Source organism: Salinicola socius (assembly GCF_001937195.1).
Taxonomy (GTDB): Bacteria; Pseudomonadota; Gammaproteobacteria; order Pseudomonadales; family Halomonadaceae; genus Salinicola; species Salinicola socius.
Map to the genome: position 1 here is coordinate 223,282 of NZ_MSDO01000009.1, position 15,044 is coordinate 238,325.

General features: G+C 61.8%; 16 protein-coding genes and 1 tRNA gene. 14 read left to right on the top strand and 3 right to left on the bottom strand.

The genetic code is table 11. The features are described 5' to 3' along the window. Positions 1 to 6 precede the first annotated feature (6 nt). Genes BTW07_RS08140 through BTW07_RS08150 form a run of 3 tightly spaced genes read right to left on the bottom strand, consistent with a single transcriptional unit; the run spans position 7 to position 2,022 of the window. Positions 7 to 237: a DUF1653 domain-containing protein gene (locus tag BTW07_RS08140; protein WP_075569653.1), complete on the bottom strand. Its 231-nt coding sequence runs from the start codon at positions 235 to 237 to the stop codon at positions 7 to 9. Beyond that, entirely contained in the window at positions 234 to 1,193 is a 960-nt protein-coding gene (tcdA, locus tag BTW07_RS08145) for a tRNA cyclic N6-threonylcarbamoyladenosine(37) synthase TcdA (RefSeq protein ID WP_083941665.1), read from the bottom strand. Before tcdA ends, BTW07_RS08140 begins: the two co-directional genes overlap by 4 nt. A gap of 10 nt (positions 1,194 to 1,203) precedes the next feature. Further along, a complete protein-coding gene (locus BTW07_RS08150; RefSeq protein ID WP_075569654.1) occupies positions 1,204 to 2,022 on the bottom strand; it encodes a pseudouridine synthase in 819 nt (272 codons plus the stop codon). A gap of 156 nt (positions 2,023 to 2,178) precedes the next feature. Here BTW07_RS08150 and BTW07_RS08155 point away from each other — a divergent pair, with 156 nt between their 5' ends. The 14 genes from BTW07_RS08155 to BTW07_RS08220 all read left to right on the top strand — a co-directional run bounded on the left by BTW07_RS08155 (position 2,179) and on the right by BTW07_RS08220 (position 14,826). Beyond that, complete coding sequence (locus tag BTW07_RS08155; RefSeq protein WP_075569655.1) at positions 2,179 to 2,907, top strand: SIR2 family NAD-dependent protein deacylase; 729 nt, start codon at positions 2,179 to 2,181, stop codon at positions 2,905 to 2,907. A 196-nt stretch (positions 2,908 to 3,103) separates the two neighbouring features. Continuing rightward, positions 3,104 to 4,063 carry a bile acid:sodium symporter family protein gene (locus tag BTW07_RS08160; RefSeq protein WP_279626530.1) on the top strand — a complete coding sequence of 320 codons (960 nt, stop codon included), beginning with the start codon at positions 3,104 to 3,106 and terminating at the stop codon, positions 4,061 to 4,063. A 95-nt stretch (positions 4,064 to 4,158) separates the two neighbouring features. Further along, the gene (locus BTW07_RS08165; RefSeq protein ID WP_075569657.1) at positions 4,159 to 4,965 is read left to right on the top strand and encodes a tRNA-uridine aminocarboxypropyltransferase; all 807 of its coding nucleotides are present in this window, start codon (positions 4,159 to 4,161) and stop codon (positions 4,963 to 4,965) included. Between the two features lie 242 nt (positions 4,966 to 5,207). After that, on the top strand, positions 5,208 to 5,897 hold the full coding sequence (locus tag BTW07_RS08170; protein ID WP_075569658.1) for a ZinT family metal-binding protein: 690 nt from the start codon (positions 5,208 to 5,210) through the stop codon (positions 5,895 to 5,897). A 56-nt stretch (positions 5,898 to 5,953) separates the two neighbouring features. Continuing rightward, positions 5,954 to 6,030: transfer RNA gene (locus tag BTW07_RS08175), tRNA-Arg, on the top strand. 164 nt (positions 6,031 to 6,194) lie between these two features. Beyond that, positions 6,195 to 7,391, top strand: a complete 1,197-nt coding sequence (locus BTW07_RS08180; RefSeq protein ID WP_075569659.1) for a tyrosine-type recombinase/integrase — start codon at positions 6,195 to 6,197, stop codon at positions 7,389 to 7,391. Between the two features lie 11 nt (positions 7,392 to 7,402). Then, on the top strand, positions 7,403 to 8,959 hold the full coding sequence (locus BTW07_RS08185; protein ID WP_144076864.1) for a hypothetical protein: 1,557 nt from the start codon (positions 7,403 to 7,405) through the stop codon (positions 8,957 to 8,959). A 449-nt stretch (positions 8,960 to 9,408) separates the two neighbouring features. Next, a complete protein-coding gene (locus BTW07_RS08190) occupies positions 9,409 to 9,708 on the top strand; it encodes a helix-turn-helix transcriptional regulator (protein ID WP_075569661.1) in 300 nt (99 codons plus the stop codon). Continuing rightward, positions 9,705 to 9,965: a hypothetical protein gene (locus BTW07_RS08195; RefSeq protein ID WP_075569662.1), complete on the top strand. Its 261-nt coding sequence runs from the start codon at positions 9,705 to 9,707 to the stop codon at positions 9,963 to 9,965. The genes BTW07_RS08190 and BTW07_RS08195 overlap by 4 nt, the downstream gene beginning before the upstream one ends. Before the next feature lie 521 nt (positions 9,966 to 10,486). Further along, positions 10,487 to 10,726, top strand: a complete 240-nt coding sequence (locus BTW07_RS08200; protein WP_075569663.1) for a hypothetical protein — start codon at positions 10,487 to 10,489, stop codon at positions 10,724 to 10,726. Next, positions 10,719 to 11,036, top strand: a complete 318-nt coding sequence (locus tag BTW07_RS08205) for a hypothetical protein (protein ID WP_075569664.1) — start codon at positions 10,719 to 10,721, stop codon at positions 11,034 to 11,036. Before BTW07_RS08200 ends, BTW07_RS08205 begins: the two co-directional genes overlap by 8 nt. Continuing rightward, the gene (locus tag BTW07_RS08210) at positions 11,029 to 12,066 is read left to right on the top strand and encodes a toprim domain-containing protein (RefSeq protein WP_075569665.1); all 1,038 of its coding nucleotides are present in this window, start codon (positions 11,029 to 11,031) and stop codon (positions 12,064 to 12,066) included. Before BTW07_RS08205 ends, BTW07_RS08210 begins: the two co-directional genes overlap by 8 nt. Continuing rightward, entirely contained in the window at positions 12,059 to 13,834 is a 1,776-nt protein-coding gene (locus BTW07_RS08215) for a DUF927 domain-containing protein (RefSeq protein ID WP_075569666.1), read from the top strand. The genes BTW07_RS08210 and BTW07_RS08215 overlap by 8 nt, the downstream gene beginning before the upstream one ends. A 74-nt stretch (positions 13,835 to 13,908) precedes the next feature. Continuing rightward, on the top strand, positions 13,909 to 14,826 hold the full coding sequence (locus tag BTW07_RS08220) for a hypothetical protein (protein ID WP_075569667.1): 918 nt from the start codon (positions 13,909 to 13,911) through the stop codon (positions 14,824 to 14,826). The last annotated feature ends 218 nt before the right edge of the window (positions 14,827 to 15,044 follow it).

Consider the following 15,044-nt stretch of genomic DNA (forward strand, 5'->3'; position numbering starts at 1 on the left):
CGGCACTTAGCGGAACGCCTTCTCCAGCGCGAACCGCGACACCGGTTCGTCACTGACGCTGACCTGCTCGCAGAACATGGCGAGCGGGCGCACCCACAAGCCATAGTCGCCGTAGAGCGCGCGGTAGACGACCAGCCACTCCTCGGTCTCGCTGTGCTGGGCCACGTCCAGCACCTCGTAGAGCTGGCCCTTGTAATGGCGATAGATGCCCGGCACCGGCTTGTGGTGTTCACTCATGACGAACTCTCCTGAGTCTCGACTGGCGTTTCGGTCGCGGCGGCTGTTTCTTCCGTCGAGATTGTCCGTGCCGTTGTGCTCGGCTCTGACGTACCAGTTTCCGTGTTCGGCTCTGCCGTCACTGATGCTGTTGCACTTTCGGCCGCTCGCCTGGCCTTGTCGGCCAACCGGGTCAGCACGCGGCCGGCGGCGACGAAACCGAAGGTGCCGGTGACCACGCTGACCGCACCGAAGCCGGCGGCGCAGTCGAGCCGAGTCGCCTGGCCCGGCGTCGGCTTCTGCAGGCAGACCTCGCCATCGTCGCCGGGGTAGACCAGCTGCTCGTCCGAATAGACGCACTCGACACCGAAGCGTCGCTTGGGATTGCGCGAGAAGCCGTGATCGCGGCGCAGTTTCGAGCGCACCTTGGCCAGCAGCGGGTCGTGCTCGGTGCGGGTGAGATCGGCCACGTGCACGCGGGTCGGGTCGCTCTGGCCGCCCGCGCCGCCGGTCACGGTGATCGGCAGCTTGCGCCGGTTGCAGTAGTGGATCAGGGCCGCCTTGGCACCGACGTGGTCGATGGCGTCGACCACGTGATCGGCATCGGCCGGAATCCGCTCGGCGAGATTGGTCGGCGTGATGAAAGCCGCGTCGGCGTGTATCTCGATACCTGGCCAGATCGCGCGGCAGCGCTCGGCCAGCACCTCGACCTTGGGCTTGCCGATCTGGCCGTCCAGCGCGTGAAGCTGACGATTGACGTTGGAAACGCAGACATCGTCCAGATCGATCAGGGTCAGCTTGCCGATGCCGGAGCGTGCCAGCGCTTCGGCACTCCAGCTGCCGACGCCGCCCACGCCGATCACGACCACATGCGCGCGGCGAAACGCGTTGGCCGCACGGGTGCCGTAGAGCCGGCGGATGCCGCCGAAGCGGAAATCGTAGTCGTCGTTGTCTCGAGTCGCAGTCAATTCGGTCATGGGCTCTCGATCATAAAGGGATGTCGATCGGTTCGGCAGCCTCAGCAGCGCTGGCGCCATCTTCCCACCGGGCACCGTTCTGCGTCAGATGCGCCTGCCAGCCGAACCGCGTGAGCAGGTCGGAAAAAGAGTCATCGGGAGCCGCTTCCAGCGTCAGCTGACGGCCCTCGAACGGGTGGCGGAACTGCAGCGTGACCGCCGACAGCAGCAGATGCGGGCACTCCAGGTGATCGCGGAAGTAGCGATTGTGAATGCCCTTGCCGTGCTTGGCATCATTGATGATCGGATGCCCGCAGTGCGCCAGATGGCGTCGAATCTGATGGCGCCGACCGGTTTCCGGCCGCGCTTCCATCAGCGAATAGCGCGAGTGCGGATAGCGATCGATCGCCACCGGAATCTCCACCGTCGCCAGCCGCCGGAAGTGGGTCAGCGCCGGATGCGCCGGCATTTCCGCCTTGGGCCGAATGCCGTCTTCCTCGCGCAAGGGCGCATCGACGCTGATCGCCTCCGGACCCCAGCCACGGACCACGGCCAGATAGCGTTTGGTCACCCGATGCTCGGCAAATGCCAGGGTCAGTGCGGCGGCCGCTTCGCTGTCCAGCGCGAACAGCAGGACGCCACCGGTTGGGCGATCCAGCCGATGAGCCGGATAGACGTGCTGGCCGATCTGATCGCGTAGCGTCTGTAGCACGAAGCGGGTTTCCCCGCGGGCCAGCGCCGTACGATGGACCAGCATCCCCGGCGGTTTCACGACGGCGATCAGGCGCGCGTCGCGATAGATCACCGCCAGCGGCGCAACAGGCGCGGTTGTGGCAAGCGTCGCGATCATGGATTGGCCAGGGAAGTCGGGTAGAGCGCTATTGTCGGGGCTGACGCGGGCGATCTCAAGGGCCGGGCATCAGGGCCGGGCATCAGGGCTGGGCATCAGGGCTGAGTAAGGCTAGCCTCGGGATTGCAAACGAACCACCGGAATGAGCCTGCGTCCATGAGTGATATCGATTTCCCGCATCTGGTCGTGCTGACCGGTGCCGGCATCAGTGCCGAAAGCGGTCTCAAGACCTTTCGCGATGGCGATGGCCTGTGGGAGAACCACCACGTCGAGGATGTCGCCACGCCGCAAGCCTGGGCGCGAGATCCGCAAACCGTGCTGCGCTTCTACGACGAACGCCGCGAGCAGACCCGCCGGGCGCAGCCGAACGCCGCGCATCGGGCACTGGCCGAACTCGAGGCGGCAGGATTTCGGGTCAGCGTGGTCACCCAGAATATCGACGATCTGCACGAGCGCGCCGGTTCCCGCCATGTGCTGCACCTGCACGGCGAGATTCGGCTGGCGCGATCGTCCGTCGACGCCAATCTGCGCTACCCGGTGGATGAGACCTCGACGAACGGCACCATCGCGCTCGGCGATCTGTGTGACAAGGGCAGCCAGCTGCGCCCGGACGTGGTCTGGTTCGGCGAGGCCGTGCCGCGTTATGCAGAAGCCTGCGACATCGTCGCCGATGCCGATGCGCTGCTGGTCGTCGGCACGTCGCTGGCGGTGATGCCCGCCGCGCTGCTGTTGGAACAGGCACCGTTCGATGCGCCGTGCTGGCTGGTCGACCCTCACGCGCGCGAGCTGGCGCCTGCCGGCGTCAGTCCCATCGCCGAGCCGGCCAGCCGCGGCGTGCCCACACTCGTCGCCCGCTGGCGAACGCAGGGTGGTTTTTCCGACTGACGCGGTGACATTCTTGACCGGCCACCGTGTCCTGCGCCGCTTCCTGCCTTTTGCCTATTTAGTCGAGGCCCGTGGTGCGGCAAAATAGCGCGCCCGGTCGCTCTCGGATCCGCTTTGGTGTCCGGTTCGACCCCAACAGAGCCGCTCGAGCGGCCCCGGTTCGCCAGATCGGCAAGCCAGACTCTCGCTAGGACACATCATCATGTTTGAACGCATCAACCGGCTGTTCCCGGTCTGGGCCGTTTTGCTGGCCGTCATCGCAGCCTTCGAGCCGCAGTTGTTCGTCGGGCTGAAGGCGGATATCACGACCCTGCTCGTGGTGATCATGTTCGCCATGGGGCTGACGCTTAGCCGCGAGGATTTTGCCCGGGTGGTCAAGGCGCCCAAGCCGATCGCTGTCGGTGTCGTGCTGCAGTTCCTGATCATGCCGGCCGCCGCGCTGCTGGTGTCGCGCTTGCTGGGGCTGAGCCCGGAGCTGACCACCGGCATGATCCTGGTCGGCGCCACCGCCGGCGGCACGTCTTCCAACGTGATGACCTGGCTGTCCGGCGGTCACGTGGCGCTCTCGGTATCGATGACCATGGTTTCCACCGTCATCTCCGTCGTCGCCACGCCGTTCATCACCTGGCTGCTGGTCGGCCAGAGCATCGACGTGCCGGTCGTCGGCATGCTCCTGAGCATCGCCAAGCTGGTCATTGCCCCGATTGCGCTTGGCGTGATCGTGCATCACCTGCTGGGCGCGCGGATCCGCAAGATCGAGTCGGCCCTGGCGACGCTGGCCATGGCCGCCATCGTGTTGATCATCGCCATCGTCGTCGCGCTCAACGCCGGCAATCTGGCAACGCTGGGCCCGATCGTGGCGATTGCGGTCATCGCCCATAACAGCATCGGCCTCGCCGCCGGCTACTGGCTGAGCCGCGCACTGGGCTTCGATATTCGCACCGCGCGCACTATCGCGTTCGAGGTCGGCCTGCAGAACTCCGGCCTGGCGGTCACCCTCGCCAATCAGTTCTTCACCGCCGGTGCCGCGCTGCCGGGCGCGCTGTTCTCGGTCTGGCACAATGTCTCCGGTTCGCTGCTGGCGGGTTACTGGAAGCAGCGCGGCGTTCCCGCCAAAGGCGCGACGCCGCAAGCCAGCGAGAGCATCGGCCGCTGAGATAACGTCAGATGTTGTCTCAATTCCGGCGTCAGCAAGGCGGGGCGTAGTGCTAGAATGCGCGCCCCGCTTTTTGTGCCCGAGATAGCCGATCCATGCGTGATGATGCCGAACTGACGATCGAACCCCGGTCGTCGAGCGAGACCCAACAGCCGAGTGCCGACGCTCGGCGCGACGCGGCTGGAGAAGACGCGAACCCGCCGCGCCGTGAGTTCAAGGCGCGGGGCAGCTTCGTCGAACGCTGCGACGGCTGTCGTCTGCCGGTGCTCAACTGCCTCTGTCCGTATCGGGTAACGGCGACGAGCGACGCCCAGGTATGGCTGCTGACGCATCCCTACGAGCACAACAAGCCTACCAACACCGGGCGCCTGATCGCCGATGTGCTGCCGCTGACCCAGACCTTCACCTGGTATCGCACCGCACCGGAGGCGCGCCTGCTCGAACTGCTGGCGGACCGGCGCTACGTGCCGTTCGTGGTTTTTCCCGATGACCAGCCGGACTATCAGCATCGCGTGGTCGACGAGCGTGCGGTGATCGGCGCCAAGCAGGATGGCTTCATCCCGGTGTTCATCCTGATCGATGGCACCTGGCGTCAGGCGCGGCGGATCTTCCGCAAGAGCCCGTATCTGGATGGCCTGCCGGTGCTGCCGCTGCATACGGATCGATTGACGCGCTACCGGCTGCGCAAGCCGGCTTCCGCCTCGCACCTCTGCACTGCCGAAGTCGCCGCCGAACTACTGCGCAAGACGGGGGATGTCACCGCCGCCAGTGTGCTGGACGACTACTTCGACGCCTTCAACGAGAGCTACGCCGCGAGCCGCTTCTATCACAAGCTCGAAAAGCCCAACGCCGCCATGCAGCGTCTGCTCGACCGGCGAGCCACCGGTTCCACCTACGCCTGAATCGGGCTGACCGTTCTTTCCGGGACTAGGACCGAGACGGCCGAGTTCTGGCCTCTGATCCTCCTGCCCGCGGTGCTGACGTGGCGGGGCGGCAGACGGCTGTCGTTATTTTTCTCGTGGCCTTTTCCGTCGCCTTTTCCCGTGGCATGCAGGAATGCGAGGATTGATAAGTTGTTATGATATAACGTATTGTGTCGTTGGCAGGTAAGCCCATACGTGAGTCAGAAACAGAGAATCAATCGATGAAATTATTATCAGCGCAGAGCGCGGGCGTGGTGGCGATCGGTTTGTTGGCGATGGGGAGCTGGCAGACGGCGCTCGCGGCGGACCATGATCATGATCACGACCATGAGCACGGCGATCACGGACACAGCCATGCACACGGCCACGATCACGACCAGGATATCCACGCAGGCTACTTCGACGACGACCAGGTCGAGGATCGACAGCTCTCCGACTGGGCAGGGGAGTGGCAGTCCGTCTATCCCTATCTTCAGGACGGCACCCTCGACGAGGTATTCGCCCACAAGGCCGAGCACGGCGACAAGAGCGCAGACGAGTACAAGAGCTATTACGAAGAGGGTTATAGGACCGACGTCGATCGCATCGTGATCGACGGCGACGAGGTCACCTTCTATGAAGGGGACGAAGCGCATACCGGCGAGTACGCCTACGACGGCTACGAGATACTGACCTACAAGGCCGGCAACCGTGGCGTGCGCTATATCTTCGAGCGGGAAGGTGGCGACGAAGACGCCCCGCAGTACTTCCAGTTCAGCGACCACGCCATCGCGCCCACCGATGCGGATCACTACCACCTCTACATGGGCGATGACCGCGAGGCGCTGCTCGAGGAAGTCGTCAACTGGCCGACCTACTACCCTTCGGAGCTGAGCGGTGAGGAAGTCGCCGAGGAGATGATGGCGCACTGATCGTCATTTCGGGCCTCGCATCCGAGGCCCGAGCAATGTTATCTTCTGCGCCGTGCGCCCGAATAGCTCAATTGGATAGAGTACCGGCCTTCGAAGCCGTGGGTTGCAGGTTCGAGTCCTGCTTCGGGCGCCAGATCGACTTCCTAAGCGTTCCAAGATGTTCCAATAAAGCGCTGAAACGGCTAGGTTTTTAGAGAATTTTCTTCCTCGCTATTCCTCAGAATTCCTACCCAATCTGGCATACAACCGGTATAGTTTCTGGCCTATTGTCTGTTCGAATAGGGTCGCTATACCCGCATGCCGCTAACTGCCCGAAAGATCGAATCAACCAAACCCGCGGACAAGGTGATAACCCTTTCCGATGGATCGGGACTAGAACTCAGGATCACGCCCAACGGCAAGCGAGGCTGGCGCTTTCGTTACGTCCGTCCTGACGGTTCTAGACGCCGCAACATGATCAGTCTCGGGGTCTACCCAACCATTACGCTCGCCAGGGCGCGAGAGCTTGCGCTGGACATCCGCCGGCAGCTCGTCGATGGCATCGACCCAGCCGAGCACCGTAAGGCCGAGAAGGAGCAAGAGCGAAACCCCCACGCCCACACTTTCCGCGTGATCGCCCAGGAATGGCATGCTGGAAAGGCTCAGCAGTGGAAGGAGTCATCTCGTCGCACCCAGGGGAGCTGGGCCGCCCTCGAGCGCCACGTGTTTCCCTTCGTCGGTGACAAAGGGATGGACGAGATCACGCCAATGGAATGGCTGGAGCTACTGCGCCGGCTGGAGCGAGAGGGCAAGCACGAACAGAAGCGAAAGGTGCATTTCTTTTGCCGTGACGTGTACCGGCTCGCCGTGGTGACCGGCAGGGCAGCCAATAACCCGCTCAACGACCTCGCTGTGGCGCTGGTACGGGGTAAGTCGAAGCACATGGCTCATCTCGACGCCGACGAGCTGCCTGAACTTATTCAGGCCATCGACGCCTACACGGGTAACGAACTGGTCAAGCATGGGCTCAAGCTGCTGCTGCTGACGGCGGTGCGCCCTGGCGAGCTAAGGCTGGCCAAGTGGGAAGAATTCGACTTCAACAAGGCCGTTTGGACGATTCCCGCCGACCGGATGAAGATGGGGCGTCAGCACCGTGTTCCGCTACCACGCCAGGCGATGGCCACCCTGCGCCAGATGCAACGGATCTCCGGCCATTACCCGCACCTGTTCCCCAGTCGCAATGACGCCACCAAGATCATGTCAAACATGACCTTCAGCATGGCGCTCAAGCGAATGGGCTTCGAAGGCCGGCACGTGCCCCACGGAACACGACACACCGTTGCAACCGGGCTCAAGGAGGCTGGATTCCCCGGCGAGTGGATCGAGATGCAGCTTTCCCACAAGTTGCCAGGGATCCAGGGTGTATATACGCACGCAGAGCATATGGCTGCGGAGCAAAGGCCTAAAATGATGCAGGCATGGGCTGATCTTGTCTTTGATCAAGGGCTAATATAAGTGAGTGAGTTATGGCAAGGGACAATTTTTCAAAAGCTACAATTGATCGATTAGCGAAAAGAGTATCTTTTCGCTGTTCAAACCCTGACTGCAGAGTGCCAACAAGTGGACCGAATGAAAATCCTGATAAAATCACTAATATTGGCGTCGCAGCCCATATAAATGCCGCCTCGCCAGGTGGTCCGAGATTTGACGCTAGTATGAGTCAAAGTGAGAGAAAAAACATCAAAAATGGAATATGGTTATGCGCTCACTGCGCTAAGAAAATTGATGATGATCCGGTTTTTTACACTCAATGCAAGATTGTGCGATGGAAAGAAACAGCTGAATCGTCGGCAAGAAATGAAATTGGAAAACGTTTGCCCAAAACCAGTGATAGCACTGACCTGCTCGCCGCCGCGTTTTCTGGCATGCCTCTTAATAAAATTGGTAATGCTATTAAAAATGTCCATACTGCTCAGGAAAAGTTTCTGTCCAGCTTGGATCCCAGGTTTTCAGTCACTTCAGAATATTATGAGGATGCCACAAAATATAGGCTTGATGCAGTTGAAAAGGGGTTTGGTATAAATTTCAAGTTCAACTTCAAGGATAGGCCAGATCTAAGAGATGATCTAAGAGGTTTTTATAGGCAAGGTAGGCCGGTATCAATTCCTAGTGAGCTAGTAGAAGTCGAAGGGTCTAATTTGTTTGAGCATATATTTAGTGAGCAAGGTGAGTTAAATATAGTGCCTCAAGGTCATTCGGCAAAATTGAAGATGTGGCTGGCGGGAAACGACGTCGACGATTTTTTCCAGATTGATGACTTGGATGGTCACGTTTATATAGGCTCAGAAGAAGCCATGTTTAGAGGAGAATGTTTTGGCGGTTTGTTGAGTGTTGAGCATAGCAATATAAGCCGACAGTTGCAGGGGGCATTGAATTACACATTGAGTTTGGATATAACCAAGTGGGACCATGTCGAACTTCTTAAGCTCCCCTACTTTAATAAGCTAAAGGAGCTGGTGGAAAAAATCGTTGATGGCTGGAATGTTTTATTTTCTCTCGAAATAAAAGGGGATGTAGTTTACAAGAGTAATCCTGTGGTTATTTCAGGTGATGAGTATTGGAGGGCTGCCTTGGATCATTTTAATTATATTTCTTCCGCTAAAACCATATCATCCTTGTTGGGTGTCGATATCGCCCATGATTCAAATTATGTATGCGCCGGCCTCAGTGCGCTTAAAGTTAAGGAGGTCGCGGACATTATATCTGGATCCAAGGCTGTAAAGTTTTCGGATCTGACTGATTTTCCTGAGTTGTCTCTCACAGTCGATAGTCCAGATGAGGTGAAAAAAGTTTTTGGGAACCAGCAGGGACCTCAAGAAATAGTTTCCGAGATAGCTGGTAAGTCAATAGAAATCTTTGGCAGGAAAATATCTTTGCCAAAGGAGGTCTGCAGGTTTAAAGGGGTCGGTTTGAGTTTTAGTAAGCCACTCGATCTGTTAGAAATTGGAGACCGTATACAGATTGTTTTGAAACCGATGTTGCCCGACCAGGAGTTTGAGCGCTACTTTTTAGGCTATGAGTGATTTTTTAATTAGCAGCGTGGGTAGGAGTAAGAAGGTTGATTTCGTGATAGTAATATATAATGCATTGTAGCAGGGAATGAATACATTCAACTGAATGTTTGTTTCATCTTAGCGCCTAAGCTCCCAGTGACTTTATATCTACCTAGGCTCTGAGCCCGAACGGTAGGACTAGCCTGGTCATTAGAAAAATTTAACGCTCAGCGTCTCTCAGAATCAAACGAGCTAGCACTGATCGCACAGCGACACCGTCTTACAGTACAGCCGCAGCCCTCATCGAGGGCTGCGGCTTTTTTGTGGGCGATTCCGGGTTGAGACGGTTAGTTCGGGCGAGCTTGTGAAGGTGAGTTTTACAACGCAGATCGCTCGAAGTCCTCATTCGCCCCCGGCAAGCTATCCCTGTCCTGAGCGACAACGCCAGGACACGCAATGGAAGCCACCGAGGAACCATCATGGCCAACGTCTCATCGACAGCCGCCCCATACCGCCAGGTCGAGCGCATCGAACTCGGCAACCGCCTGTTGCGCCGCCGCGACGTGGAGCTCAAGACCGGCAAGAGCCGATCCGCGATCTATGCCGGCGTCAGCAACGGCACCTTTCCGGCACCGGTGCCGATTGGTGAGAAGAGCGTCGCCTGGCTTGAGGAGGAGGTGGATAGCTGGATCGCCGCCCGACTCGCCGAGCGCAACCGCACCCTGGCCGGCCGCCAGATTCACCACTTCGCCAACAACGCCCAGGAGGCCCGCGCATGAAACGTTTCACACTGACCGTGGGCGCGCAGTCGCTCAACTTCACCGAAGAAGATATCCCGGCACTGGACGAGGCGCTGAACGTCGCCACCAACCGGGCCGGCCGCGAAGTGGTCCGCCATAGCGCCAGCGGCACCCGCGTGGCGGTACTGATGGAGCGCAACGGTAGCGGCGGCAAGCATTCCTCGCTGCCCCGCGATCCCAATACCGTCCTGATGCGCGATCAGTATCGCGGCCCGACGCTCGAGACCGACTGCTAGACCGCCCGCACTCTCCGACCTAATCCGACTCGATTCACACAGCCGCTCGACGTTCACGCCGAGGGGAATAGGGAGGCTTTGTGCCTACGAAACGCGAAAACCCCGGTCAGCGTGGGGCTGCCGGGGCTCTCAAAGACACTCATAGCAATGACGATCCTAGCAAAATCCGGCGCGGTGTCACGCCCCGACACACGCCGATTTGCCGGGGGCTGACGCTCGCCATTCGCCATCCTTTGGCCGGGGAGGGCTTGCGCCTTCCTAAAGGGTCCGGCTACGATGCTCGCGTTACGGCAAAATCCGTAACCGGGCGTGAGAACCCGAGTTCAAATAGGCGCAGCAGCGCCCCTACCTTTGCAGGCGCTTTTTTTGTGCCCGCAAAGCGTCGTTATGGCGGCTGTGCGTGGGCGGGCTCCGGCCCGGCCGGTTTCCTATTTGACCGGTTTCTCACCCCGCGTACAGTCGCCACCCATCGTGTGAGAACGATTGGTGGTGACTCCTTGAATCAAATAGGAGCCTCACCCATGGCAGAACACGCCCCCCGTGCGTCCGCACGATCCGCTATCCCTCCGAATCAGATCGCTACCGCCGTCATCGGCGCCAAGCTGATCGCTTTTCGCGTCAATCGTCGTCCCGATCAACTCGCCCATCTGCTGGGTATGACCCGCATGGCCGCCGAGCTGGGCGCGATCACGCCGGAAGAACGACAGCAGTTCCTGGCCGATCTCGACGACCTGATGGCCGAGGAGATGCGTCATGGATAAGCGCCTCGAGCAAGCCAACTGCCTGACCGAGACCGAGTGCCTGCTGATCGATCCGCGCACCGACCGCGAGACGTTGCTGGACAACGCGGAGATGCGCCTCGACGCGATCAAGGATCTGATGTTCACGCTCTCGACCATGAACGGCCGGGACAACGATCTGACCTCGGTGGATCTCTCCAATCTGGCCATGGTGTCGCGGTTCCTCGTCGGCGACGCTTGCGACTTATTGGCAGCGGCGCGTCAGCGCGACCTGGATGCACGTGCGGCAGCGCATCGGCAGACTATCAAGGGAGGCGCTGGCCATGTCTGAAGTCGTCGCCAAGATCCAGCGCGTGTCCCGCGCCTCACTGGCTTACGCCGAAACCCTGACCCGTGAGTGGCTGCCACAAGGCAGCCGCCAGGGCAGCGAGTGGGTGGCCCGCAACGTCGCCCGCGGCGACCGCGCCAGCGGCTCGTTCGGCGTCTCGCTCGTCACCGGCAAGTGGAACGACTTTGCCGACCGCAACGCCCACGGTGGCGATCTGGTGTCGCTTTACAGCTACCTGTTCGGCTGCCGGCAGGTCGACGCCGCCATGGCGATCGATCGACGCCTGGGGCTGGGCGTGTTCCGCTGGGGGGCAGCTCCCGTAACTCCCGCAGCTGAACATTCGCCCGGCTCACACGCACCGGATGCCACCGACGAGGCACACCGCCAACGGCTGGAAAGTCTCGCCGCCGAAAAGGCCCTCGCTCGCCAGGAAGCGGCGGCCCGGGCTCGCACGGTGTGGGACGCCGCCAGGGCGGCCAGCGCCACCCATCCCTATCTCATGAGTCGGGGCGTTCCGGCCTTTGGCCTGCGCCAGTGCCGGCGCGGCTGGCTGCTGGTGCCGCTCTGCGCTCAGGGCGAGCTGGTCAACCTGCAATGGATCCTGCCCAACGGCAAAAAGCGCTTCCTCAAGGGCGGGCAAGTCCAGGGGGCTTACTCGCTGATCGGTGAGCCCGTCGCCGGTGGCCGGCTGTTCATCTGCGAAGGCTGGGCGACCGGGGCGACCCTGCATCGCCTTACCGGCGACCCGGTGGCGTGCGCCATGAATGCCGGCAACCTGCGCGCCGTTGCCGAGACCATGCGCGCTGCGCTCAATGGCTCGCTGGATATCGTCATTGCCGGTGACGACGACCGCCAGACGGCCGGCAACCCGGGACGGCAGGCGGCCAACGATGCCGCGCTGGCCGTGGGCGCGATGGTGCTCTATCCCAAGTGGCCGGAAGGCTGCCCCGACGATCTGACCGACTTCAACGACCTGTATCGCTGGCATCGTGCCCGACTCGATGCCGAACCGGTGGGAGGTGATCATGAGTGAGTCACAGCCCCATCTGACCGTGGTCGGTGAGCCGGCCGCGCCGGAGCGCATCGGCATCGCCCGGCCTGGCTTCGAGGTCTACGCCGGCCCGACTACCGTCGACGGCCGCGTATTCCGCGCCGGCGTCTGGTATCACGGCATCAAGCAGACCAGCCCGGACGAACCGGGACAGCCATTCGATCTGTGGGTGTGCGGTCCGCTTCACGTCACCGCCGAAACCGTCGACAGCGATGACGGCAGCATCGGCCGGCTGTTGAAGTTCCAGCACCGGGGCCGGGAGCGCGAATGCGTCATCCCCATGGAAGCGCTGGCCGGGAAGGGCGAGGACGTGTTGAAAACCCTGATGCGCCAGGGGCTCGTCATCGAGTACCACCACCGCAAACACGTGCCGGCCTATATCGCCAGCCACCACACGCCCCAGGTGGTGCTGGACACGATCACCCGCCCCGGCTGGCATGAGCGCAGCGGCGCGTTCGTGCTGCCCAACCGGATCATCGGCAGCGACCGCGTGCGTTTTCACAGTTCCGGCCGGGAAGCGCGGATCTTCGACACCCTGGGCACGCTCGAGGGCTGGCAAAGCGAGATCGCCGAGCCGTGCCTGGGCAACCCGGTGCTGATCCTGTCGGTGTGCTGCGCCCTGGCTGGCCCGCTGCTCAAGAAGGTGGGCGTCAACGGCGGCGGGGTGCATCTGGTGGGTGACTCCTCCAGCGGTAAATCGCTCGCCCAGGACATCGCCGCCACCGTGTGGGGGCCGGCGGATCGCTTCAAGGTCTCCTGGGACATGTCCGGGGGCGGTGTCGAGATCGAAGCTTCGTCGCGTAACGACACGGTGATGATCAACGACGAGATGAGCCGCGCCAGCCCCAAGCAGATCCAGGGCCACGCCTACGCCATCGCCAACGGCACCGGCAAGGGCACCATGACCCGGGAACGGGAAGGGCGGCCCAAGAACTACTGGCGCTTGCTCGCGCTCTCCAGTGGCGAGCGCTCGCTGGCCGATCATGCCGCCATGGCGGGCAACACCGCTCACGCCGGCGCGGAACTGCGCATGGTCGATATCAACGCCGGTACGCGGAAATACCGCGCCTTCGATGACGTCCACGGCACCAACGGCGAAGCCTTCCACCGTACCCTGACCGGGGCGGCCGGGCGCCACTATGGCCATGTCGGTCCCGCGCTGGTCGAGAAGCTGCTCGAGGACGAGATCGCCGATGGCCTGACGTGGCGCTTCGGCGAGATCCGCAAGGCGTTCAACGTCTCGAGCTCCCAGGCGGGACGGGTGGCGGATCGCTTCGCGGTGATGGCGCTGGCCGGTGAGCTGGCCAGCGACTGCGGCATCCTGCCCTGGCCAGCCGGGACATCGACCGACGCCTGTCGGCTGCTGTTCGCCGAATGGCTGGCCACCATCGGTGACGGTAACGCCGAGGATCGCCAGATCCTCTCTGCGCTGTCCGACTTCATCGCCCTGCACGGGGATAGCCGGTTCTCGAGCATCCACGCCCAGTTCGCCGATCCCAACGTGCGCCACCGCGCCGGTTACTTCGAGATCGAGGGCGACAAGCGCTTCTACCTGTTCAACCGCGCCGCGATTACCGAGGCCGCCGAGGGCTACAGCCGTGCCCGGATCCTGCGCACGCTGGGGCAGCACGACGTGCTGGCCAAGATGGACGAAGGCCGCAAGCAGAAGAAATACCGCCTGCCAGGGGGAGGGATGGGGCGGTTCTTCGTCATCGATCCCGAGCGACTCGACCCGGAGGGCGGATCCTGATGCGACCCGACAGCGCCCCGCACGTCCAAAACGTGCCGACCGAGGCAGACCCAAACCAACACCCGCCGGGCGGCATGACCGCCGCCCGGAAGAAAGCCGACGCCAACGCCGATACCGCCAACACCGTGACCCAGGAGCCAACCCGCATGACCACGCCGACCGAGAACAGCCAGGAAACCCAAGCCCGCACCCAACCGACCGGAGAGACTGCCGCCATGACAACCGCCCGCCACATGATCGCCCACGCCAAGCAGCGCACGACCTATCTGGCCAAGCGCGACACGCTCAAGACCCTGACCGAACGCCTCGAGCGCTACCGCAAGGGGGCGGCCGCTGCCCGGGAAGAAGCCGAGACCAGCGACAAGCGCTGGCGCGAACTGCTGCGCGAGAACCACGGCGACGTCACCAAGGAGATCCGGCAGCTCAAGCGTGCCGTCGGTGACAATCGCGAGACCGCCGAGGAACTGGAGGCGATGGCCACCGAACTGACCGACGAGTATGAATCCCGTCAGATCGAGGTGATTACAGCGCGCACTGCCTACCGGGACGCTCGACAGAAAGCCTGGGATATCGAGGTCGAGACCGAGTTCGATCATGCTCTGGCTGCAATGAGCGCCACACCCGAAGGCCAGCGCCTGCTGTCTGCCATGCGCCTGATGCAGCGCAAGAGCGAGCGCGATGTGATGGTCGATCCGTCCTACGGCGATGGTCAGTACGGAAACTTCCCCACCGAGGAACGCCGACGCGTGGATGCCGAGATCGAACGACGCTTCCCCCGCCGGCTGGTCGAGGGGCTGGCGAAGCAGCGGCAAGCCCAGGGAGTGGATGCCACCACACCACTCGACAGCCTCGAGGCACTGCAACCGGTGGCCGAACTGGCCTGCGAGCAAGGCTACGATGGTCCACGTACGGCTATGCAAGCCGATTTCGCTAGGCGCCGCCGCCAGATCGACGCCGCCCAGGGCACCGGGAGCGAACAACGCCGCGCCTGACTCCTCGATCCATTGTCACCATCCAACAAAGCCCCGCCGAGTGCGGGGCTTTTTCGTGCGCGGACGGCCTCGCCCGACGTCCCCAATAGCTCCAGCGCAATGACCCAACCCCGAAACCCATTCGCTCGCCAGGAGAAAGGGAACTTGCCTAATCCTATGATCGCTGGCATCCGACACGTTCGAGGAGGGAATCAGGAACGTCTGAGTCAATTCTCACA